At 63.4% G+C, this 23,468-nt stretch carries 17 protein-coding genes; 12 read left to right on the forward strand and 5 right to left on the reverse strand.

Features of this window, described 5'->3' with window-relative positions:
* The 9 genes from rpoB to GSQ89_RS05485 all read left to right on the forward strand — a co-directional run.
* On the forward strand, positions 1–1,922 hold a 1,922-nt coding region (rpoB, locus tag GSQ89_RS39035; RefSeq protein WP_254073087.1), incomplete at its 5' end, for a DNA-directed RNA polymerase subunit beta.
* A 164-nt stretch (positions 1,923–2,086) separates the two neighbouring features.
* The gene (gene rpoC / locus GSQ89_RS05450) at positions 2,087–6,244 is read left to right on the forward strand and encodes a DNA-directed RNA polymerase subunit beta' (RefSeq protein WP_158922803.1); all 4,158 of its coding nucleotides are present in this window, start codon (positions 2,087–2,089) and stop codon (positions 6,242–6,244) included.
* A gap of 390 nt (positions 6,245–6,634) precedes the next feature.
* Entirely contained in the window at positions 6,635–6,955 is a 321-nt protein-coding gene (locus GSQ89_RS05455; protein ID WP_158922805.1) for a hypothetical protein, read from the forward strand.
* 423 nt (positions 6,956–7,378) lie between these two features.
* The gene (locus GSQ89_RS05460; protein ID WP_158922807.1) at positions 7,379–8,407 is read left to right on the forward strand and encodes a hypothetical protein; all 1,029 of its coding nucleotides are present in this window, start codon (positions 7,379–7,381) and stop codon (positions 8,405–8,407) included.
* A 100-nt stretch (positions 8,408–8,507) separates the two neighbouring features.
* On the forward strand, positions 8,508–9,290 hold the full coding sequence (locus GSQ89_RS05465) for a hypothetical protein (RefSeq protein ID WP_158922809.1): 783 nt from the start codon (positions 8,508–8,510) through the stop codon (positions 9,288–9,290).
* Positions 9,291–9,535: 245 nt separating this feature from the next.
* Complete coding sequence (gene lysA, locus GSQ89_RS05470; protein ID WP_158922811.1) at positions 9,536–10,864, forward strand: diaminopimelate decarboxylase; 1,329 nt, start codon at positions 9,536–9,538, stop codon at positions 10,862–10,864.
* Positions 10,861–13,386 (forward strand): DUF4175 domain-containing protein, encoded by a 2,526-nt coding sequence (locus GSQ89_RS05475; RefSeq protein WP_158922813.1) that lies wholly within the window; start codon positions 10,861–10,863, stop codon positions 13,384–13,386. The genes lysA and GSQ89_RS05475 overlap by 4 nt, the downstream gene beginning before the upstream one ends.
* A 55-nt stretch (positions 13,387–13,441) precedes the next feature.
* Positions 13,442–14,503: a serine hydrolase gene (locus tag GSQ89_RS05480; protein ID WP_158922814.1), complete on the forward strand. Its 1,062-nt coding sequence runs from the start codon at positions 13,442–13,444 to the stop codon at positions 14,501–14,503.
* A 7-nt stretch (positions 14,504–14,510) separates the two neighbouring features.
* On the forward strand, positions 14,511–16,118 hold the full coding sequence (locus tag GSQ89_RS05485; RefSeq protein WP_158922816.1) for an alkaline phosphatase family protein: 1,608 nt from the start codon (positions 14,511–14,513) through the stop codon (positions 16,116–16,118).
* Between the two features lie 2 nt (positions 16,119–16,120).
* Here GSQ89_RS05485 and GSQ89_RS05490 read toward each other — a convergent pair whose 3' ends face one another.
* Entirely contained in the window at positions 16,121–17,014 is an 894-nt protein-coding gene (locus tag GSQ89_RS05490; RefSeq protein WP_254073088.1) for a diacylglycerol kinase family protein, read from the reverse strand.
* 180 nt (positions 17,015–17,194) lie between these two features.
* Here GSQ89_RS05490 and GSQ89_RS05495 point away from each other — a divergent pair, with 180 nt between their 5' ends.
* Positions 17,195–18,013: a UDP-2,3-diacylglucosamine diphosphatase gene (locus GSQ89_RS05495; protein WP_158922818.1), complete on the forward strand. Its 819-nt coding sequence runs from the start codon at positions 17,195–17,197 to the stop codon at positions 18,011–18,013.
* 28 nt (positions 18,014–18,041) lie between these two features.
* The gene (locus GSQ89_RS05500) at positions 18,042–19,079 is read left to right on the forward strand and encodes a glycosyltransferase family 1 protein (RefSeq protein WP_158922820.1); all 1,038 of its coding nucleotides are present in this window, start codon (positions 18,042–18,044) and stop codon (positions 19,077–19,079) included.
* Between the two features lie 89 nt (positions 19,080–19,168).
* Here GSQ89_RS05500 and GSQ89_RS05505 read toward each other — a convergent pair whose 3' ends face one another.
* Positions 19,169–19,870, reverse strand: coding sequence for a HisA/HisF-related TIM barrel protein (locus GSQ89_RS05505; protein ID WP_158922822.1), 702 nt, complete (start codon positions 19,868–19,870; stop codon positions 19,169–19,171).
* Positions 19,871–19,916: 46 nt separating this feature from the next.
* On the opposite strand from GSQ89_RS05505, the gene GSQ89_RS05510 reads away from it, so the two are divergent.
* The gene (locus GSQ89_RS05510) at positions 19,917–20,945 is read left to right on the forward strand and encodes a hydantoinase/oxoprolinase family protein (protein ID WP_254073089.1); all 1,029 of its coding nucleotides are present in this window, start codon (positions 19,917–19,919) and stop codon (positions 20,943–20,945) included.
* Here the strand turns inward: GSQ89_RS05510 and GSQ89_RS05515 are convergent.
* From GSQ89_RS05515 to GSQ89_RS05525, 3 genes are read right to left on the reverse strand one after another with little or no spacing between them, the layout of a single operon-like run.
* On the reverse strand, positions 20,930–21,490 hold the full coding sequence (locus GSQ89_RS05515) for a DUF447 domain-containing protein (protein WP_158922826.1): 561 nt from the start codon (positions 21,488–21,490) through the stop codon (positions 20,930–20,932). The genes GSQ89_RS05510 and GSQ89_RS05515 overlap by 16 nt on opposite strands.
* A complete protein-coding gene (locus GSQ89_RS05520) occupies positions 21,487–22,887 on the reverse strand; it encodes a DUF6513 domain-containing protein (RefSeq protein WP_158922828.1) in 1,401 nt (466 codons plus the stop codon). The genes GSQ89_RS05515 and GSQ89_RS05520 overlap by 4 nt, the downstream gene beginning before the upstream one ends.
* A gap of 28 nt (positions 22,888–22,915) precedes the next feature.
* Positions 22,916–23,467, reverse strand: coding sequence for a flavoprotein (locus GSQ89_RS05525; protein WP_158922830.1), 552 nt, complete (start codon positions 23,465–23,467; stop codon positions 22,916–22,918).
* Position 23,468 lies beyond the last annotated feature (1 nt).

Genomic DNA, 23,468 nt, shown 5'->3' on the forward strand with positions numbered 1-23,468 from the left:
GCCGCGAGGGCGTGATCGACCAGATCGACGGTGCCCGCATCGTGGTGCGCGCGACGAACGAAGACGCGACGACCAAGGGCGTGGATATCTATCGCCTGCGGAAATTCATGCGCTCCAACCAATCCACCTGCATCAACCAGCGCCCGCTGGTGAAGGTCGGCGATCGCGTGGCGGAAGGCGACATCATCGCCGACGGCCCGTCCACCGAACTGGGCGAACTGGCACTGGGTCGCAACGTCCTGGTCGCGTTCATGCCGTGGAACGGCTATAACTTCGAAGACTCGATCCTGATCAGTGAGCGGATCGCCCGCGACGACGTGTTCACCTCCATCCACATCGAGGAATTCGAGGTGATGGCGCGCGACACCAAACTGGGTCAGGAGGAAATCACCCGCGACATCCCGAATGTCGGTGAAGAAGCCCTGAAGAATCTGGACGAAGCCGGCATCGTCTATATCGGTGCCGAAGTGAACCCGGGCGACATCCTGGTGGGCAAGGTGACGCCGAAGGGCGAAAGCCCGATGACGCCGGAAGAAAAGCTGCTGCGCGCGATCTTCGGTGAAAAGGCGTCGGACGTTCGGGATACCTCACTGAAGCTGCCGCCGGGCGTGACCGGCACCATCGTCGACGTCCGCGTGTTCAGCCGCCGTGGCGTGGACAAGGACGAGCGTGCGATGGCGATCGAGCGTGCCGAGATCGAGCGTTTGGCCAAGGACCGCGACGACGAGAAGGCGATCCAGGAGCGCTCGTTCCTGAACCGCCTGCGCGAGAAACTGCTGGGCCACAAGGCGTCCGGCGGCTTCAAAGGCATCAAGTCCGGCACCGAGATCGACGAAGCGGTGCTAGCGGAGCATCCGCGCGGGTCGTGGCGCCATATCGGCGTGCAGGACGACGCGGTGATGGCCGACATCGAGACGCTGAAGCGGGAATACGACGCCGCCGTCGGCCGCCTGCAGGCGCGTTTCGACAGCAAGGTCGAAAAGCTGCAGCGCGGTGACGAACTGCCGCCCGGCGTGATGAAGATGGTCAAGGTCTTCATCGCGGTGAAGCGCAAGCTGCAACCCGGCGACAAGATGGCCGGCCGCCACGGCAACAAGGGTGTCGTTTCTCGCGTCGTCCCCGTGGAGGACATGCCGTTCCTGGAAGACGGCACCTCGGTCGATCTGGTGCTGAACCCGTTGGGCGTGCCGTCGCGCATGAACGTCGGGCAGATTCTGGAGACCCATCTGGGGTGGGCCTGCGCGAACCTGGGCAAGCAGATCGGCGAACTGGTCGAAGAGTACCGTCGGACCGTCACCGACGCCAAGCGGCAGGAAGTGTTGGAAACGCTGAAGGAAATCTACGGCGACGCGGTCTACGACGAACAGATCGCCACGCTGGACACACCGCAGTTGCTGGAGATGTGCGACAACCTGAAGAAGGGTATCCCGATCGCCACCCCGGTGTTCGATGGCGCCCGCATGGCCGATATCGAGGGCATGCTGACACGGGCCGGCCTGCATACGTCGGGGCAGGTGGTGCTGACCGACGGGCGGACCGGTGAGACGTTCGAACGCAAGGTGACGGTCGGCTACATCTACATGCTGAAGCTGCATCATCTTGTGGACGACAAGATCCATGCCCGTTCCATCGGGCCGTACAGCCTCGTCACCCAGCAGCCGCTGGGCGGCAAGGCGCAGTTCGGCGGCCAGCGTTTCGGGGAGATGGAGGTCTGGGCGCTGGAGGCCTACGGTGCAGCCTACACTTTGCAGGAGATGCTGACGGTGAAATCGGACGACGTGTCCGGTCGGACCAAGGTCTACGAAGCCATCGTCCGCGAGCAGGACAACTTCGAAGCTGGTATCCCGGAAAGCTTCAACGTGCTGGTCAAGGAGCTGAAGAGCCTCGGCCTGAACGTCGATCTGGATAACCGGGCTGCTTGATTGACGAACACGAAAACCGTCATGGCCGGGTGTGTCCCGGCCATCCACCCCGCAACCGTTCGTGCGCAGATGGCCGGGACGTGCCCGGCCATGACGGGTGGGGTCGGGCGGATTGCCGTACTGCGCGCTGAGATGATGAACCCACGAAAAAGGGTATCAAACGTATGAACGAACTAATGAAAATCCTCGGCCAGACCGGCCAGGCAATGACGTTCGACCAGATCAAGATCCAGATCGCCAGCCCGGAGCAGATCCGCTCCTGGTCGTATGGCGAGATCAAGAAGCCCGAGACCATCAACTACCGGACGTTCAAGCCGGAACGTGACGGCCTGTTCTGCGCCCGCATCTTTGGCCCGATCAAGGACTACGAGTGCCTGTGCGGCAAGTACAAGCGCATGAAGTTCCGCGGCATCATCTGCGAGAAGTGCGGCGTCGAGGTCACCCTGGCGAAAGTCCGCCGCGAGCGCATGGGCCACATCGAACTGGCCTCCCCCGTCGCCCACATCTGGTTCCTGAAGTCGCTGCCCAGCCGTATCGGCCTGATGGTCGACCTGACGCTGAAGGAACTCGAAAAGATCCTGTACTTCGAGAGTTACGTCGTGCTGGAACCCGGCACCACCGACCTCAAGATGTTGCAGCTTCTGACCGAAGACCAACTGGTCTCCAAGCAGGACGAGTTCGGCGACGATCAGTTCGAGGTCGGCATCGGCGCCGAGGCCATCAAGAAGGTGCTGAACCGTATCGACACCGATGCGGAAAAGGTCAAGCTGCGCGCCGACCTGAAGGAGACCTCCTCGGAGGCCAAGCGCAAGAAGCTGGTCAAGCGCCTGAAGCTGATCGAGGCGTTCGGCGAATCCGGCTGCCGCCCCGACTGGATGATCCTGGACGTCGTCCCGGTCATTCCGCCCGAGTTGCGTCCGCTGGTGCCGTTGGATGGCGGCCGCTTCGCCACGTCCGACCTGAACGACCTGTATCGCCGCGTCATCAACCGCAACAACCGCCTGAAGCGGCTGATCGAGCTGCGCGCGCCGGACATCATCGTGCGCAATGAAAAGCGCATGCTGCAGGAATCCGTCGATGCGCTGTTCGACAACGGCCGCCGCGGCCGAGCGATCACCGGCGCCAACAAGCGTCCGCTAAAGTCGCTGTCCGATATGCTGAAGGGCAAGCAGGGCCGCTTCCGGCAGAACCTGCTGGGCAAGCGCGTCGATTACTCCGGCCGTTCGGTCATCGTGGTCGGCCCGGAACTGAAACTGCACCAGTGCGGCCTGCCGAAGAAAATGGCGCTGGAGCTGTTCAAGCCGTTCATCTACTCGAAGCTGGAAAAATACGGCCACGCCACGACCATCAAAGCGGCCAAGCGGATGGTGGAAAAGGAACGCCCCGAGGTTTGGGACATCCTGGAAGAAGTCATCCGCGAGCATCCGGTGATGCTGAACCGGGCGCCGACGCTGCACCGCCTGGGCATCCAGGCGTTCGAGCCGGTGCTGATCGAAGGCAAGGCCATCCAGCTTCACCCGCTGGTCTGCACTGCCTTCAACGCCGACTTCGACGGCGACCAGATGGCGGTCCACGTGCCGCTGTCGCTGGAAGCGCAGCTCGAAGCCCGCGTGCTGATGATGTCCACCAACAACATCCTCAGCCCGGCCAACGGCAAGCCGATCATCGTGCCCAGCCAGGATATCGTCCTGGGCATCTACTACCTGTCGCTGGAAACCGCGCTGTTCAAGGAAACCCCTGACAACGACGCGCCGGCGTTTGGCCGCATCGGTGAAATCGAGCACGCGCTGTTCGCCAAGCGGGTTACCCTGCACGACAAAATCCGAGCTCGTTATGAGACGGTGGATGCCGGCGGCAACCCGATCAAGCCGGTGGTGGTGACCACCCCGGGCCGGATGATGATCGCGCAGATCCTGCCGAAGCACCCGGACGTGCCGTTCGACCTGATCAACCGCCAGTTGACGAAAAAGAGCGTCTCCGACGTGATCGACATGGTCTATCGCCATTGCGGTCAGAAGGAGTGCGTGATTTTCGCCGACCGTCTGATGGGTCTTGGTTTCGCCAACGCGGCGAAGGCCGGCATCTCGTTCGGCAAGGACGACATGATCATCCCCGAAAGCAAGGGTAAGCTGATCTCCACCACCCAGGCCGAGGTGAAGGACTTCGAACAGCAGTATCAGGACGGCCTGATCACCGCCGGCGAACGCTACAACAAGGTCGTCGACGCCTGGTCGCGTTGCACCGACGATGTCGCGAAGGCGATGATGGCCGAGATCAGCAAGCAGGAGAAAGGCGTCCCCACCAACTCCGTGTGGATGATGTCGCACTCCGGCGCACGTGGGTCGCCGGCGCAGATGCGCCAGTTGGCCGGCATGCGCGGGCTGATGGCCAAGCCGTCGGGTGAGATCATCGAGCAGCCGATCATCGCCAACTTCAAGGAAGGCCTGACCGTTCTGGAATACTTCAACTCCACCCACGGTGCCCGCAAGGGGCTGGCGGACACGGCGTTGAAGACCGCGAACTCCGGCTACCTGACCCGCCGTCTGGTCGACGTGGCGCAGGATTGCATCATCGTCGAGGAAGATTGCGGCACCGAACGCGGCCTGACCGTGAAACCGGTCATGGACGGCGGTGAAGTCGTATCGTCCCTGGCCGAACGGACCCTGGGCCGCACCACGGCCGAGGATGTGCTCGACCCGGCCACCGGTAAGGTGCTGATACCGAACAACACCTTGATCGAGGAACCGGAAGCCGAATTGCTGGAGACCTCGGCTGTGGAGTCGGTGAAAATCCGCTCCGTGCTGACCTGCGAGTCCGAGATCGGCGTGTGCGGTCACTGCTATGGCCGTGACCTCGCGCGCGGCACGCCGGTGAACATCGGTGAAGCGGTCGGCGTCATCGCCGCCCAGTCCATCGGCGAACCCGGCACGCAGTTGACGATGCGCACGTTCCACATCGGCGGCGCGGCGCAGCGCGGGGCGGAAACCTCCAGCGTGGAGGCCAGCCACGACGGCACGGTCACCATCAAGAACCGCAACGTGATCGCCAACAGCTCCGGCGCGCTGGTGGTCATGTCGCGCAACTGCGAAATCGTCCTTGCGGACGACAAGGGCCGCGAACGGGCGCGCTTCCGCGTCCCGTACGGTGCGCGTTTGCTGGCCGAGGAAAACCAGACGGTGACCCGCGGCCAGAAGCTCGCCGACTGGGATCCGTTCACCCTGCCCATCATCACGGAGCGTGCCGGTAAGGTCGAATATATCGACCTGATCGACAGCATCACGCTGATGGAACGGATGGATGAGGTGACCGGCCTGACCTCCAAGGTCGTCGTCGATTACAAGCAGGGATCGAAGAGCATCGATCTGCGTCCCCGCCTGCAGTTGAAGGACGAAAAGAACGAGGTCATCCGTCTCGAAAACAACACCGATGCGCGTTACTTCCTGGCTCCGGACTCGATCTTGTCGGTCGATAACGGCGCCATCGTCCAGGCCGGCGACGTGATCGCGCGTATCCCGCGTGAAGGCAGCAAGACGCGTGACATCACAGGCGGTCTGCCACGCGTCGCCGAACTGTTCGAGGCGAGGCGTCCCAAGGATCACGCGGTCATCGCCGAGTGCGACGGACGGGTGGAATTCGGCAAGGACTACAAGGCCAAGCGCCGCGTCATCGTGAAGAACGATGAGACGGGCGAGGAAACCGAATACCTGATCCAGAAGGGCAAGCACGTTTCGGTGCAGGAAGGCGACTTCGTCCGCCGGGGTGACCCGCTGGTCGACGGCCCGCGCGTGCCGCACGACATCCTGAAGGTGCTGGGTGTGGAGGCGCTGTCCGACTACCTGGTGAACGAGATCCAGGACGTCTATCGACTGCAGGGCGTGAAGATCAACGATAAGCATATCGAGGTGATCGTCCGTCAGATGCTGCAGAAGGTGGAAATCCTCGATCCGGGCGACACGACGTTCCTGACCGGCGAGCAGATTGATCGCACCGAGTTCGACGCGATCAACAACAAGCTGCTGAAGGACGAACGTCCGGCCCACGCGATGCCGGTGCTTCAGGGCATCACCAAGGCCAGCCTGCAGACCAACAGCTTCATCAGCGCCGCGTCCTTCCAGGAGACCACACGGGTGCTGACCGAGGCCGCGACTGCCGGCAAGACCGACAGCCTGATGGGGCTGAAGGAAAACGTGATCGTCGGCCGCCTGATCCCGGCCGGCACGGGCGCGGTGATGAACCGCCTGCGTGCCGTCGCCGCCGGCCGCGATCAGCGGACGCTGTGGAACGAGAACGCACGCCTGACGGACGAAGCCGCCGCGGAGTAGGTTTCCACGCGGCTGGGTTGACGAAGGGGCCGGTGGCGCGAAGGTGCCACCGGCCTTTTTATGAAGCGCTCTTGCGATCAATGGGCAGGATATGCGGAGCCCTCCAGGATATGGCTGTTCCAGCCGTGGAAGGTAAGTCGGGGCCGCCGAAGCCCAGACTTTCGATACGATTGTTGCAGTCGTCTCCCGCTATTCCCGTCAACATGTATGGCTGGTCTTCCTGACGCCGACTTGCCCGGAATCGGAGCTTTGGCGAGCCGAAGATGTCTATTTTGACAACCGCGAATTCGCCCAAACGCATAGCCTCCGGAATTGACAGCTTTAGGAATCGGAGGCAGTGTACCGGAAATCGGAATTATTCTGAGGGTGATTAAACTGATGAGAACCGGCGTGAGTATAAAGGCAATCAGTTTACTTTTGATTTTGACACTTTCTGGATGCTCAAGCGGCCCATCGGCCGATGAAATCAAAACGGCAATGCAAGACTATGCCGATGCTCAGGTCGGCAGAGGTGCTGTTGTATTTGAAGAAATCTCGAATGTCAGTTGCAAAGAAGTGCAGAATAAACCTGGATATTTTTGCTCTTTTTCATTGACGTCTTTAACAAAGCTTAAAGTTGGAACGAGTCGAGTAACCAATCCTAACGCAAGCGCGCAGTTCACAAAAACCGACAACAAATGGGTTAGAGTGCCGCCCGACCAGCCAGGCTGATTTTCTCGGCAAGAGGTGTTGTTACTGTTCTTAACATTTTGATGTTCCGTCACGTAACCCGCGGTAGCGGTTCCATTTCGGTAAGGGAACTTCGGGTGAAGCCACGGTACGGCATTCTTGCATTGCTTTTTATGCTGTCTGGATGTGCGAATGGGCCATCCGCAGATGACATTAAAGCGGCGCTCCAGCGAGCGCTCACCCTTCTCATGGGTTCGGGTACGGTCACCGTTGAAGCCGTCTCGAATGTTGATTGCAAGGAAGCCCAGGGGAAACCTGGGTACGTCTGCTCATATTCCGCAACAACCTTCAATAAACTCCTCAATCAGAGAGGAACGAGTGCCTCCGAAGGACGATTCGTCAAGGACGGTGACAATTGGAATCTAATGCAAAACTGATCCCTCTTACCCCGAGAAGTGTTGCCCAATGACGAAGCCCGCCGCCGGGACCCGACGATCCATCCTGCTTGTTACCACCGCCATCATCAGCGTCGCAGGCCCTGCCTTTTCGCAGAGCCAAGGCGGCACCTGGGAACGCCACCGCCAAACCGATTCAATGTCTGACGCCGCATCGGAATCCCTCATACACAGCTTCCACGTCGATGGCGGAGGGCGGTTTCAAACCACCGTTTCTTGCGCAGGCGGAATCATCAATTTCGCGTTCGACTTCTACGCTGCCAACAAAAGCAATGATCACGCCTCCAGCCTCGCCTGGCTGGAGAACGAGACCTATTCAGCCACGACGTTCGGCTTCTCTACCCAGATAAACCGTGATGTAAGGCGCTGGGTTCCGTTGCGCATCCGCGTCGGTCAGTTTGCCGTCGTCTCACGGAATTCCAGCAGCAAATTCACCAACGAAGCAGAAATTGTATTCTACGATCCAGCCGAGGTCCAAAATCAGGCCAATCGCCGTGCCCAGTACTATGCCTCGGCCAATAAACAGCCACACGGGGCCAACCATGAGAACCTCGGCCAGATATTATCCGACCTGAATGGTGCGCTTGGTGACATGGTAACGGAGACACTGCCGACCCTCCTACCTCTGACCGCCGCCGGAACGCTCGACCAACTCGTTACGGCCCATCAGATCAAGGTCGAAATCCCGCTCGCGGACGGCCGAACGCCGGTTGTTACGTTTTCCCCGGACGATGCCGCGTTGCACGCATTTCTGCTTGATTGTTCGCCCAACAGCGGTACGCAAGCGGGCACGGCCCGGCCGGGGGGCACGCTAGAAGGCACCTTTGCCGACGGCCAAGGGCACACCATTATTTTCGCCAACGGACAGGCATTCATAATAGCAAACGGCGCTAAATCGCCGCCGTTCACCTATAGGGTTTCTGGCAATCATGTTCTTATGGATGACCCCGGTGGCGACGGCCAGATAGAATTGACGGCGGACGGAGGACTACAAGTGACCAATGGCCATCAAGTCCTTCGGTTTCGTCGTGTGCGATAGATCCGCCACCGGCGACCCTGGCATGTCAGAACTCACCAACGTCTATCAAGGTAACCCGGCGCCATAACTGGCCCATCCCCTCCACATCTGGAGCCATATGATGCGCACACTCCAATACTCCCTCCTCGCAGCCGCCGCCTTGCTTTGGGCCGTCGAACCGGCCGCGGCACAGTCAGCAGACAAACTCGACATCCTGGGTGTGCATCTCGGCAGCACGCGAACCGAGGCGCTTGCGATACTGCACGACAAATTACCGGATGCGAGCTTTAAGGACGCCAGCGGTTCCCTCACCATGGGCCAATATACGTCACCCGCAATGACTTTTGGTGTCGAAGCTGGTTTTGCGAAAGTCAACGATTTCCACAGCTATGTCCACGTTGCCTTCGATCAGCACGACCCGCAGACAGTCCTCGCGGTCAGCCGGTATCAGCTCTTCAAGGAAGGTGAAATGCCCAGCCTCGCTGACACCGAGGCAGCGCTTGTGGAGAAATTCGGCAAACCACAAATCGCTACGGGGAATCCCCACGGGAATCAGCTTCGTACACTGATTTGGCATTTCGGCACCGACCCCTCGATGCTTGTCAATTTTGCCCACTATACATCGTGCCTTAGTTACATGAGCCATGTGGGCGCGGCGAACTACGCAGGCCAGGACATCAGTTCCCATCCTCAGGATGCGGCGATGACAAAATGCGGCACATGGGGGCAAGTGATGCTATCTCCCTGGAACCAAAATCCCGAATTGGTGGCAAATATTCAAATGGAAATCGGCGATGTACCGCGGGCGAAGGCTTCGGTTGACCTCATTCTGAATAATCTGGCGCAAGGCGATGCCGATATACGCAAGCAGCAGACCGGCGGGGCAGCGAAGCCCCGTCTGTAGCCGAACACGGAGCAGACGAATCTATCTCATTCGGACCCGCGAGTCCGTACCTCCGCGCAATCGAAATGGCCCAAAGGTCATAACGTCAGCGCGTGATGCTCGCCAGACAGGAATGTGGTGGACCCGGGATTGCACCGACCATGTCCCGTTCGCCTGGCAGGTAACCAGGAACAGGTTGCAGCCCGACGTTGCGTTGCAATAAATCCCACATTCCCATCCCCCGCCGCCGGCGATAGACTGACCGAATGGCCTCTCCCTCCCCTCCCAACGACCCCGCCACCGATCCCTCCATCCAGGACCTGATCGCCGCCCGTCCGTGGCTCAAGTATGACGCCTTCTCCGGCCTGATGCTGGACGACGTCCCGCTGGCCGGTATCGCCGACGCCGTCGGCACCCCCACCTGGGTCTATTCCGCCACCACCATGCGCGCCCGCTACAAGACCCTGACCACCGCCATGTCCGACGCCGGTCTGGACACACACATGCATTACGCGGTGAAAGCCAACGATAGCCGAGCGGTCCTCGCCCTGTTCGCGACGGAGGGCGCCGGGGCCGACGTAGTCAGCGGCGGCGAACTCCTGAAAGCCCGCCGCGCCGGCATCCAGGCGTCGAAAATCGTCTATTCCGGCGTCGGCAAGTCGGCCGCCGAACTCCGCCTCGCGCTGGAAGAAGACATCGGCCAGATCAACGTCGAAAGCGCCGAGGAACTGGAAACCCTCTCCGCCCTCGCCGCCGCCAGCGGACGGACCGCCCGCGTCGCCTTGCGGGTGAACCCCGACATCGACGCCGGCACCAACGACAAGATCACCACCGGCCGAGCCACCGACAAATTCGGCATCCCGTATGACGATGCAATCGCTCTCTACACCAAGGCAGCGTCGATGCCGTGGATCGAGCCGGTCGGTCTCGCCACCCATATCGGCAGCCAGATTCTTGACCTCGCCCCGTACCGGGATGCCTTCCGCCGCATCGCCGACCTCGTCCTCGCCTTGCGCGAAAACGGCCTTCCCATCACCACCGTCGATTGCGGCGGCGGCCTTGGCATCCCCTACCGCAATGAAGCCGCGCCATCCCCCGCCGGGCTTGCCGCCGCGATGAAGCAGGCGTTCCACAATCTCGATGTCCATCTCGCCATGGAACCCGGTCGCTGGCTGGTCGGCCCCGCCGGCGTGCTGTTGGCCTCGGTCGTGCTGGTCAAGCAGACCCCGCACGAGCCGTTCGTCGTCCTCGACGCGGCCATGAACGACCTGGTCCGCCCGGCGATGTACGACGCCTGGCACGGCATCGTCCCGGTTTCCGCCATCGACGCCCATGCCCCGGCCGCCCCCGCCACCATCGTCGGCCCGGTTTGCGAAAGCGGCGACACCTTTGCGCGAAGCCGCGCCCTGCCGCGGCTGGTCCCCAACGCGCGTGTGGCGATCCTCGACGCCGGCGCGTATGGTGCGGTCATGAGTTCGACCTACAACGCGCGCCCGCTGGCGGCCGAGGTATGGGTGGATCAAGGCCAGTGGTCGGTCATTCGCGACCGCCAGCCGTTCGAGGCCGTGTGGGAGCGGGAGCGTCTGCCGACATGACCGATCCGGCGCCCCAAGGTTCGACGAACCTGCACAGGCGCCTCGCCGGTCGCCGCTTCCTGGCCCGCGCCGCCATTTTATTCGAGGCCGTGTGGCCCGCGCTTTGGCCGCCGCTCGCAGTGGTTGGCCTGTTTCTGTGCGTGGCGCTGCTGAACCTGCCGCCGCTGCTGCCCGCCTCGCTGCAAGTGGCGCTCCTCGTGCTGGTCGCGCTGGCCACAGCCGGCCTGCTGTTCAACGGTCTGCGCAAAGTCCGCCTGCCGGACGATCACGCCGCCGACCGCCGGCTGGAAACACGGTCTGGCATGCTGCACCGGCCGCTCTCGGTGCTGACCGACAAGCCAGCGACCGGCGATGCCGTCGGCCTCGCGCTGTGGCAGGCGCATGCCGCCCGAGCTATCACGCAGATCGGCCGCATGCACGTGGGGCTGCCGCAACCAGGGTTGGCACGCCGCGATCCCAGGGCCTTGCGCTATGGGTTGCTGCTGTCTGTTCTGGCCTGTCTGGGTATCGCCAACACCGATGCGCCGACCCGCCTGTATGCCGCGGTGACACCGTCGTTGCCGGTCACACCCGGCGCGCCGGCGACCGAACTGCAGGCGTGGATCACCCCGCCCGCCTACACGCGCATCGCCCCGATCTTCCTGAAGCCCGAGGGTGGCAGCGTCTCCGTCCCGGCCGGGTCGCATCTGACAGTGAACGTCTCCGGCGGCGGCAGCGAACCGACCCTTTCGCTCAATGACCGCACCGGGTCCTTCACCGCGCTGGACCACAGCAGTTTCCAGGCCGACTGGGATCTGACTCGTGGCGGCCATCTGACCGTGCGGCGGGATGGCGGCACCCTCGCGGACTGGACCGTCACCGTCGTCGCCGACCAGCCGCCGACCGCCGCGTGGAGCGACAACCCGGGTAGCCCACCATCTAGCCAGCGGACGCGGTTGCCGTGGCAGGCCGCGGACGATTACGGCGTCACCAGCCTGCAAGCCGAGCTCCGTCTGCGCGACCGGCCAGATGCGCCGCCGCTGGTGGTGACCATTCCGATGCCGGGCGGTTCGCCGAAAACCGCGCATGGTCTCAGCCAGCAGGACCTGACCGCGCATCCCTGGGCCGGCCTGCCCGTCATCGGCCGGCTGGTCGCCCATGACGCCGCCGGCCAGGCCGGGACCAGCGCCGATGCGACGTTCACCATCGCCGAACGGCCCTTCCACAACCCCGTCGCCCAGGTGCTGATCGCCGCTCGCAAAAGCCTGAGTTTACATCCCGACGATCGCGGCGATGCGCTGGAGGCGCTGGACGGACTGATGCAGCGTCCGGGGTTGTTCGCCGGCGACATCGGCGCATTCCTCAATCTCAGCGCCATTTACTATGGCCTGGTCTTCGACCACGCCGACAACGCGATCGCCGAGGCGCAGGACATGCTGTGGCAACTGGCGTTGCACATGGAGGAAGGCCAGACCGAGCAGACCGCCCAATCGCTGGAAGAGGCTCGCCAGGCCGCGCGTGACGCGATGGACAAAGCCCAGCAGCAGCCCAACGACGCGACGCGCCAGGAGTTGGCGAAGAAGCTGGAGGAACTGCGTCAGGCCATCGACCGGCACATGCAGGCGCTGCTGCAGGAGGCGCAACGCAACAACGCCATCATGCCGTTCGATCCCAAGGCGCTGCGGCTCTCCGATCGCGATATGCAGCGTATGGCGCAACAGGCCGAACAGGCGGCCAAGGAAGGCCGCATGGCCGATGCCCAGCAGCAGATGGCGCAGTTGGAGCGGATGCTCGACCAGCTTCGTAACGCGCATGTCCAAAAGAACGACGGTAAGCAGGCCAAGAGCAAGCGCCAGCGCGGCAAGAATCAGCAAAGCGTAGTTCAGGACCTGATCGCGCGCGAAGGCGGGCTATTGGATCACGCCCAGCAACGCGATGACCCGAACCCCTCGGCGGCCGATCCCAATGCCGAACGCACCGCCGATGCCCGTGTCCAACAGGCGCTGCGGCGCGCCCTGGGGGAATTGATGCAGCAGTTCACCGACCTCAGTGGCGAAGCATCCCCGGGCTTGGGCGAGGCGGATCAGGCAATGCGGGACGCCGTGACGAAGTTGAACCAGGGGCAGGACCAGGCTGCCGGCGACTCGCAGCAGCAGGCGATCGCCGCGTTGCAGAAGGGCAACAAGGAGATGGGCCAGGCGATGGCGAGGATGGGCCAGCAGCCGGGGCAGGAAGGTGAGGATGGGCAAGGAGATGGCTCCGAAGATACCCTGGGGATGATGATGCAGGATGGCCAGGGCGCCGATGGCCAGGGATCAGGGGCGCTGCCGGGTTCGCCGGATCAGGCCGACCCGAATGGGCGGGATCCCTTGGGCCGCTACAATCAGGGCAGTGCCTCCGACAACGACGACAACGCGGTGCCGGAGCATCGGGAGCAGCAGCGAACCCAGGCGATCCAGGACGAACTGCGCCGCCGCGGTGCCGACCAGGAGCGGCCACGGCAGGAACTGGACTATATCGGTCGGCTGCTGAAGCAGTTCTGATTCGTAGGCGTATCGCGCAGGCGCGGTAGCATGGGTCGAGGGGGGGAACCAGCCGATGAGCGGCAGCCTGCGACACATCCTGGTCGTCGCCTTGCTCTGCGTCGTGTTTCCGGGCCGTCATGCGAAGGCCGAAGACCGCTTTCCCGGCGCCGAATGGGCACACGTATCCCCTGCGCAGGCCGGATGGTCGGAAGAGGGCCTGGCGCAGGCTCGGGACTGGTCGCGGAAAATCAACTCAACCGCGGTGATGGTGATCCATCACGGCGTGGTGGTTGCGGAATGGGGTGACACCGCCAAGCGCACCGAACTCGCCTCGGTGCGCAAGAGTATTCTGAGTGCTCTGATCGGCATCGCGGTGGCGCAAAAGAAGATCAACCTGGACAGCACGCTGGCGCAACTGGGCATCGACGACAACCCGCCGTCGCTGACCGAGGTCGAGAAGCAGGCGACGGTCCGCATGCTGTTGGAAGCGCGTTCGGGTGTCTACCACGACGCGCTTTATGAAACGGAGACGATGCAATTTCGGCGGCCGGCACGGGGCAGTCACGCACCGGGCACGTTCTGGTACTATAACAACTGGGACTTTAATGCACTCGGCACGATCTATGAACATGCGACCGGGATCGGCATCTATGACGCGCTGGACCAACAGATCGCGCAGCCGATCGGGATGCAGGACTACCGGCCGCGGGACGGTAAATATTTCACCGGTACGGCCTCGATCCACCGCGCTTATCCGATCTGGATGAGCGCCCGGGACCTGGCGCGGTTCGCGTTGCTGTATCTACACGAAGGCAGATGGGCGGGACGCCAGGTCGTGCCCGCCGAATGGGTGCGGGACAGTATCCAGGCCTACTCCAGATCGGAACCCGGAACGGGTTATGGATACCTGTGGCGCGTGGCCCTCGCCGACCCCACGCCGGGGAGCGTCAGGTTGCCGGCAGGAAGTTTCCTGGCCCGAGGCAATGGTGGCCAGTATGCTTTTGTCATTCCGGCGCACGACCTTGTGGTGGTGAATCGGGTGGACCGGAAACCAGGGCTGCCGTCGCCGCCGATGGCGATGGTTGTCTCGATGCTTGATATGATCCTGAAGGCTGGCGGCTTCAGACCGGAATAGGAAAAACATGACCAAGCGTAACGTCCTGTGGATCATGTGCGACCAGCTTCGGTTCGATTACCTGAGTTGTTACGGCCATCCGCATCTGCACACGCCCAACATCGACGCGCTGGCCGCGCGTGGGGTGCGCTTCACCCGAGCCTATGTGCAATCCCCGGTCTGCGGCCCGTCCCGCATGAGTTCCTACACCGGTCGTTACATGCGTAGCCACGGTGCCAACTGGAACCGCTTCCCGCTCCGGATCGGCGAGCCAACCCTGGGCGACCACCTGGCGGAACTTGGCGTCCGTAACGTCCTTGTCGGCAAGACCCACATGCAAGCCGACATCGAGGGCCTGCGTCGGCTCGGCATCGATCCGGCCTCATCGCTTGGCGTGCAAGTCGCCGAATGCGGCTTTGAACCTTATGAACGTGATGACGGCCTGAACCCCGACCCGGCGCCTCGTGTGCCCTACGACGACTATCTGCGCGCACAGGGCTTCGATGCAAGCAATCCGTGGGAGCAATGGGCGAATTCGGCCGAGGCACCGGACGGCACGTTGCTGAGCGGCTGGCTGCTGGAGCACGCCGACAAACCCGCGCGCATTCCGGAGGAACATTCCGAAACACCCTACATGACTCGCCGGGCGATGCGGTTCATCGAGGAGGCGGCGGTGGATGGGCGCCCATGGTGCCTGCATCTTTCATACATCAAGCCGCACTGGCCGTACATCGTGCCGGCGCCGTATCACGCGATGTATGGACCGTCGGACATCATCACGCCGATCCGGTCTCAGAACGAAAGACGCGATCCGCACCCCGTCTACGGCGCATTCATGGCCGCCAGGGTGTCGCAGGCGTTCTCTCGCGACGAAGTGCGGCAACGGGTGATCCCGGCGTATATGGGGCTGATCAAGCAGATCGACGACCAGATCGGTGTGCTGATGCGTTTCCTGGCGGATCGCGGCCTGCTGGATACCACCATGATTGCGTTCACCTCCGATCACGGCGATTACCTCGGCGATCATTGGCTGGGTGAGAAGGATTTGTTTCACGATTGCTCCGCCAAGGTCCCTCTGATCGTGGTCGACCCGTCGCCTGCCGCGGATGCCACGCGAGGGACGGTAAGCGACGCCCTGGTGGAGGCGATCGACCTGGTGCCCAGTTTCATCCGATACTTCGGCGGCGAGCCAAAGTCGCACGTTATCGAGGGGCGGGCATTGCAACCGCTGCTGCATGGGAAGGCCGTGCCGGACTGGCGGCAACATGTGTTTTCCGAATACGACTACGGGACGATGCCGGCTCGCCGGACGCTGGATACGCCGGTGGATGCGTCGCGGCTGTTCATGGTGTTTGATGGGCGCTGGAAATACGTCCACGCAGTCGGCTTTCGTCCAATGCTGTATGATTTGAACACCGATCCGAATGAACTCCACGACCTCGGGGCCGACCCCGCTTGCGCGGATGTGTGTGTTCGGCTGAAGGATGCGCTGCTGACATGGTCGTTGCGCGATCACAATCGGATCACCACGCCCGATGCCCGGATCGCCGCTTACAGCGAGGCCTCGCAGTTGAAGGGGGGGATCGTGATCGGCTTCTGGGATCAGGCGGAGCTGGACAAAGCGAGGCAGTCCTAAGTCTACCCCATCACCACCTGGATCGGTCCCGGTGCATCACTCACCCACAGCGGGGCGCGGCCGGCGCTGTCGCCGTCTGTTTGTGCCGGGACCGTCTCGTTCTGGAGGAAGTCGATCCGCTGTGCCCGGATGTGCCGCACGCCCGGCGCACGGCCCAGCAGGTTCAACGGCAGCGCGGCGCCATACATCATCGCGGCACCTGGACCGGACCGGTCGAACAGCACCACGGAGAATCCAGGGGCGCCCGGCACCGCGTCGGCGGCCAGAAGGAAGCTTCCGCCATACAACTGCCCTTTGCTGATGATGACGCTCGCTGCCTCGGTTTCCGTGTTGTCGATGCGCATCCGGATCAGCGGAAATTTGTAACGGGCAAGTTCCCGCATCGACTGCATCACGTAAGCACCCTTGCCGAACACTTTCTTCAGCGGGAAAGGCAGGTTATGCACCACGTGTGCATCGAAACCGACGCCCAGCATTTGCACGAACAGCCTGGCGCCGTCGGGTCCGTTCGCCTGGCCTGGCCACAGCGTGCAGGTACGTCCGAACGCCAGGGCCGCGGCGACGGACCGGGGCGCGAATGGCAGCCCCAGTTCGTGCGCCAGGACGTTGGCGGTACCAAGCGGAATAACACCGAGCCGGGCGGTGGAGCCCATCAGGCCGTTGGCAACCTCGGCGATGGTGCCGTCGCCGCCCGCCGCAACGACCATGGCTTCCCCGCGCCGCGCGGCTTCACGCGCCAGTGCCTCGGCGTGTCCGGCACGGTGGGTTTCCGCCAGATCCAGCCTGACGCCATTGGCTACAAGAACATCGAGCACCCGCCACAGTAAATGGGCGCGCCGGCGTCCAGCAACAGGGTTGAAGACGATGACCATCAGCGAATCGAAACCTGTTTCCACGGTAAATACCACTGGGTGCCACTATCCAATGTCATTTCCATGACAGTTGAGTGACCATCAGGATATCTTTGAGAAAATCCAGATAAATCGCTTACGTCATCGAATCTTAACTTCTCCGGCGCGGGAAGCACAGTATCTGGTGCGCTGTGACTGAAGCGACAAAAAGTGATTTCCCCCTGAATGAACGCAATGTCCCATATCGGCGTCCCCACCGACTACCGGACCATCTTCATTTCGGACACGCACCTCGGCACGCGTGGCTGCCGCAGTGAATTCCTGGCGGATTTCCTGAAGAAATCAAGCTGCCACAACCTGTTTCTGGTCGGTGATATCATCGATGGCTGGCGGTTGCGGAAATCGTGGTACTGGGATGAACACCATGACGACGTGCTGAAGCAGATCGTCCGCCATGCGCGCGCCGGCACCGACGTCACCTACATTCCCGGCAATCACGATGAGATGTTCCGTAACTGGCTGCCGATCGGGCTGGAAATCTGCGGCATCAAGATGCGCCGCGAGTCGGAGCACACCACCGCCGACGGCAAGCGCCTGCTGGTGATGCACGGCGACGAATTCGACAGCGTGGTGCGCTATGCCAAGTTCCTCGCGCTGCTGGGCGACTGGGCTTATACGACCGCGCTTGTGGTCAACCGCTGGTTCAACGCCATCCGCCGCCGGCTGGGCTACCCATACTGGTCGCTGTCCGCCTGGCTGAAGCGGCAGGTGAAGGAAGCGGTCAAGGCGATCGACCGGTTCGAGACCGCGTTGGCCTGTGAAGCTCGCCGCCGGGGCTTCGACGGCGTGGTCTGCGGCCACATCCACCATGCGGAAATGCGAGACGTGCAGGGCGTGCTGTATCTGAACGACGGGGACTGGGTGGAAAGCTGCACAGCATTGGTGGAACATCACGACGGACGCCTGGAACTGATCGATTGGGCGGAACGCAATCGCCTGTCGTTCTTCGCCCCGCGCCAAACCCGGGTGCCCGCAACTGCCTGATACCATCCCCCTCGCGGACATAGCGGACATGTTGCCGCCAGCCCCGTGCCATCGCATCCTGATCGTGACGGATGCATGGAAGCCCCAGGTCAACGGTGTGGTGCGCACGCTGTCCACGGTGGCGCAGGAACTGCAGGACATGGGTCACGTCGTCGACGTGATTGGGCCTGACCGGTTCCGCACCCTGCCGTGCCCGACCTATCCTGACATTGCGTTGTCGCTGATGCCGCGCCGGCGGTTGATCGGCATGATCGAGGCGTTCAAGCCGGATGCGCTGCACGTCGCCACCGAGGGACCGCTTGGTCTCGCGGCCCGAAGCTGGGCGAAGCGCAATGGCGTTGCCTTCACCACGGCGTTTCACACAAGGTTCGCCGAATACGTGAAGGCGAGGACCGGCATTCCGGTGACGCCGATCTACGCCTGGATGCGGCGGTTCCATGCCGCCGGCCAGGGAACCATGGTCGCGACGCAATCGCTGCGGGACGAACTGTCGGCGCGCGGGTTCCGCAATATCCGGCCCTGGTCGCGCGGGGTCGATCTGAGCCAGTTCAAGGCGTACCCGCGGGACGAGTTCGCCCATCTTCCAGGTCCGATCTTCATCTATGTCGGTCGGGTGGCGGTAGAGAAGAACATCGGCACGTTCCTCGACCTGGATTTACCGGGCTCGAAGGTGGTCGTGGGCGGCGGCCCGCAGTTGGCGTCGCTGCAACGGGACTATCCGAAGGTGACGTTCACCGGCCCGCGGTATGGTGAGGCTCTGGCACGGGCCTACTCTGGCGCGGACGTGTTCGTGTTCCCCAGCAGGACCGACACATTCGGGCTGGTGATCCTGGAAGCCCTGGCCTGCGGCACGCCGGTGGCCGCATTCCCGGTGACAGGACCGAAAGACGTGCTGATCAATGCCGAGGGCAAAATCGGTTCGGTCAACGAAGACCTTCGGGCGGCCGCCCTGGATGCGCTGACGGCGGACCGTGCAGCCTGCCGCATACATGCGGAGCGCTATTCATGGCGTGCCTGCGCCGAGATCTTCCTGTCGCATCTGGTGCCCGTGATGGGGAACCGATAGGGCACACATCGCGGCCGACGTAGGCCTGGCACTCGGTTATCCGATACCAGCCAGGCGAGGAACTGACGCACTGAAATAGGCCTTCGGCCTCAAGGCTGGGCGTATCTTTGGATGTCCGAACGGGTCAGGGCGCCGGTGTGCAGCGCCGTGGCAACGAGCACGCCCGCTGCCCCGATGGTTTTCAGGGCGCTGATGTCGGCACCATGCCGCACACCACCGGCGCCAAATACCGCGCGCCGGTTGGCCCGCGTCACGATGGCGGACACGCGCTGGATGTCGGGGCCGGCGGCGGCACCGACGCGGGCCAGGGTCATGACGATTACGCGGGCGGGCCATAAGGCGGGGTCTTCCAGTAACGCGGCGGGGCCCTGAAAGACATCACTGCGAAAATCCAATGAGAGCAGCACACGCGGCTCATCGCGCAGGGATGCGATCGTCTGCGTGTCATGTTGGGATTCGCTGCCGATGACCAGGCTATGCGGCCAGCGTTTCAGCCAGGCCGATGCCGCTTCCGCGCCGGCGATGCCGTTGTCGACCCAAAGTTCGACGCTGGGCACGCTCTCGGCGATCGAACGGATCGCGGCATCGTTTGGGGCGCGCGCCTCGATTGCGTCCAGATCGGCGATGTAAAGGTGGCGAAATGGTGCCAGGCGCAGCAATCCGGCCGCTACGTCGGCTGGTTCGCTGGTGGGACTCAGCGGGGTCTGGATCGGGCGATACGAATCCCGGCGTCCCCCTTGCGCATGCACGACCTGACCGTTTTTGATGTCGATCACCGGTATCACTTCCATGCGCGCCCCTCCCGAAGCATGCATTGTGACCCAGGAGGACAGCACCGTGCAAAAGGTCATCGGCTGGGATATCGGCGGGGCTCACGTCAAGGCCGCCTGCATCGAGAAGGGGCGTGTGACGGCGGTCAGGCAGTTGGCGTGCCCGCTATGGCTGGGCGCGGACCGGCTGGCACCGGTGCTGGAGACGGTGCTGTCGGCGTTCGGAGCGGCCGATCTGCATGTCGCAACGATGACCGGTGAGTTGGCCGACGTTTTCCCCGACCGGCGCACCGGCGTATTGGCGATCACGGAGGCTTTAATGCGGGCATTGCCGGCTGGATCGTTGCGCCTGTACGCCGGGCGGGCGGGGATCATCGATGCATCGATGGTAGCGCGGCATGTCGAGGACATTGCTTCAGCCAACTGGCATGCAAGCGCGGCGCTGGCCGCTCGGTTTGGTGATGGGCTGTTCGTCGATATCGGGTCCACCACGACGGATATCGTTCCGCTTCGTGATGGCACCGTGCACGCCAGGGGTTACACGGATGCGGAACGGTTGGGGTATGGGGAACTGGTCTATACCGGGTTGACGCGGGCGTTCGTGATGGCGATGGCGGCGCGGGCGCCGTTCGGGGGAGCGTGGACCACACTCGCGGCTGAGTATTTCGCGTCCGCGGCGGATGTCCATCGCGTTCTTGGGACGCTGGATGAGGCGGCGGATCAGATGGACACCGCCGATGGGCGGCCGAAGACCGTTGCGGACTCGCGGGCGCGGCTGGCTCGTATGATCGGCCGTGATGCGGCGGACGCCAGCGATGCGGATTGGCATGGTCTCGCGGCGTGGTTCGCGGAGATGCAACTGCGGCAGGTCCATGACGGGGCGCTGTTGGTGCTGTCGGGTGCTGGGCTGCCGCCGGACGCGCCGGTGATCGCGGCGGGGGTGGGTGCCTCGATCGTTCAACGGCTGGCGGAGCGGCTGGGGCGGCCGTGCGTGGCGTTTGCCAGCCTGTTCGGGGCCGATGGCGTCAACTGGGTGGATGGGTGCGCGCCGGCGGTCGCGGTGGGTTTGCTCGCCGCGGATCAGCCTTTGGCGTAATGGGCGCGGACGGCGTCCATCAGCCAGCCCCAGGCCTCGCGCTCCGGATCGGCGGCGGTCTTGCCGATGGCGATTTCCAGATAGGCGAGTTCGGTTTCGATTTTTCCGCGCGGCAGCATGCCTAACCGGCTGACCAGGATCGCCGCTTCGATGACGGCGGCTTTGGCGCGGTTCAGGCCCTCGAACGGGGCGTGCGTCTCGCGATGCACGATCCGGCAATGGAAGCGGGGGCGCTGGGGGTCTTCGCGCACTGATGCCACCGCCATCTCGGCATGGGCCAGGGCGGCGGTCAGGCGGGGCGGCGGCACGACGGTGGATGGCACGCAGGGCCAGTCGCGCCGGCCGGTCAGGCTGCCGGCGAAGATGCGGACGTCGTCGGTGTAGTTGGCCACCAAGAACGGAATTTCCCGCAGATTGTCCAGGGTGGTCGATGGATGGAACGGGGCGATCACCCATTCGGCCGGCGGTGCCTCGATCAGGCCGAACGGCGCGACATGCGGCTTGCCGGCTGCGGAGATGGTGGTGACGATGACCTCTCGGATCATCGGGTGCGGCCCGGTTTCGACCGCAACGTGTGGCCGGCTTCGGCGAGTCGGGTCGGTTCGGCCTTTGCGCGCGGCACGGCGCAGCCCCAGTCGAGCGGTGTGTCCTGGACGTAGCGCTTGCCCAGCGCGAAGGCGGTCTCGGCCTTCATCAGTTCGGTGCCGAGGTAGAAGGCGTGTGCGCCGTCGGTTGCAACGTCGAGCGTTGGAAACAGCGCCATCGCCTCGCGGCCGATTTCGTGGATGGCGTTGTTGAAGACGTGGATGCCGTCCTCGGCGGTCGCGATCCGGTAGTTAGGGTCTCGGACGGCCTGTGCCTGGACGACGAGGTCGTTGGCGGTCTGCACGAACGGCTTGCGGTCGTGCGCTTGCAGCAGGCTGGCCCCGTAGCCGCGCGGCAGGTCGGTGTTGGCTCGGGCGGCGAACATCATGCGGCGGGCGAAGTCGTGTTCAGCGACGGTTTCGCGGGTGTGCTTGCTGACCTGGACCACCAGCACGTTGCGGATGGCGAGTTCGGAGCAGATCCCCATCAGGATCGCGGTGACGCCGGAGGAATCGGCGTCGGTGAGTTCCGTCAGATTGCCGGTGCCCATCAGGATTTCCGCGTCAGGCAGGCGCGCCCGCAGCGTGGCGTAGCGCATCAGGGACGCGGTGAAACCGAAATGAATCGGATCGAGGATCGGATCGAGCATACAGGGCAGGTCGCGGGTTCGGGCCATTTCGGCCGCGCGGATCAGGGAGTCGAGGTCGCCTTGTTTGGCCGGAACCAGGACCGGGATGGCGGCAGTGCCGTCGACGACGTCGAGAGTCTCTTCCGTCAGGCTCAGCAGGAAGTCGGCGCCGGCGAGCGCGCCGCGGCGGAGTTCATCGCGGTTGCCGGAGTCGACGCTGACGCGGAAGCCGGCGTCGCGCAGGCCGGTGACGGTGGTTTCCAGGTGGTCGAATGGTGTGCCGGGGCGGCAGCCGATATCGATGATGTCGGCGCCTTGGGCACGCAGTGTCTTGGCCCGGGCCAGCAGGCGGTCCCATGGCAGCAGTGGGGCGTCGACGATCTCGGCGAAGATGCGGACGTCGTGCTTGGACAGGTCGAGCGGGGCACCGTCGCGGCCTAGATAGGCGGGCAGGTCGGCGAGTTCATCCGGGCCGCGTTCGAATTTCACGCCGAATTCGGCGGTCAGGCGGGCGGGATCGATGCCGGCTCGGCCGGGGAAGATGACGCGGGTCGCCTGCACCGGGCGCGGCAGGCGGCGGAGGATGATCGCCTCGGTCATCAGGGCAGCGACCTGCACGCCGATGTCGACGATGTCCCAGGCGAAGGGGGTTTCGCCCAGTGCCTGCAGAATGCGGCGCAGCCGGGGTTCGGCGAGATGACCGGTCAGGAAAAGCAGCCGTTCTGTCATGACGAACGGTTATACACCGGCGACGCTGTCATGGTGTGTCCCGCAGCACACGGCGGCGTTCGGCGATGGCGGATTCCAGATCGGCCAGGGTCAGCACCACCTTGGTTCGCTCGAATGATGCCAGGCGGGTGGTGTTCTCAAGGTCGATGGCGCGGGGGTAGACGTTGACTATGCCCTCGGGGGCTTCGGTTTCCATCTCCGGGGCACTGTCGCAGGCAAAGACGATGGCGGGAACGCGGCATTTGCCGGCTTGCGCGAAGACATTGGTGACCAGGGAGTCGGAGATGCCGACGACGCATTTCGCCACCGTGTTGGACGTCGCCGGCGCAACGACGACGGTGTGGTAGTCGCCATGGTAGAAGCGTGCCACTGGGGCGGCACTGGCGGTGGTGTCGCGATAGACTTGGCAGCCTTTTGGCAGGTTCAGATCGGTTTTGTACATACGCACGACCTCGGCGGCGGCGCGGCTGACGAACAGGTCGACGTCCCCCAGGGCGCGCACGATATCGAGCGACTGGGTGAAGAAATGCCCCGATCCGGTGAGTGCCCAAGCCCAGCGGGGGGGCCGCTTGCGGGCCATG

Origin of the sequence: Acidisphaera sp. S103, from assembly GCF_009765975.1 — a bacterium.
Lineage (GTDB): Bacteria > Pseudomonadota > Alphaproteobacteria > Acetobacterales > Acetobacteraceae > Rhodopila.